Raw genomic sequence first — 241 nt, 5'->3', positions numbered from 1 at the left:
GTCACGGAGGATAAGATCAATGCCCTCATTAAAGCAGCTGGTGTCAGCGTCGAACCTTTCTGGCCTGGCTTGTTTGCCAAGGCTCTGGCCAATGTCAACATTGGGAGCCTCATCTGCAATGTAGGGGCTGGTGGGCCCGCTCCAGCAGCTGGAGCTGCGCCTGCTGGTGGTGCTGCTCCATCCACTGCCGCCGCCCCAGCTGAGGAGAAGAAAGTGGAGGCAAAGAAGGAAGAGTCCGAGG

General features: G+C 58.9%; 1 protein-coding gene. It reads left to right on the top strand.

Annotation, left to right across the window (positions count from 1 at the left end):
* Positions 1-241: 60S acidic ribosomal protein P1 (locus RWK90_RS17280; protein WP_314038865.1), on the top strand; the 241-nt coding region annotated here is incomplete at both ends.

The sequence above is a fragment of the Dietzia sp. CH92 genome, from assembly GCF_032248695.1.
In the GTDB taxonomy this organism is placed as follows: Bacteria; Actinomycetota; Actinomycetes; order Mycobacteriales; family Mycobacteriaceae; genus Dietzia.
This window is presented reverse-complemented; position numbering and strand designations above follow the sequence as displayed.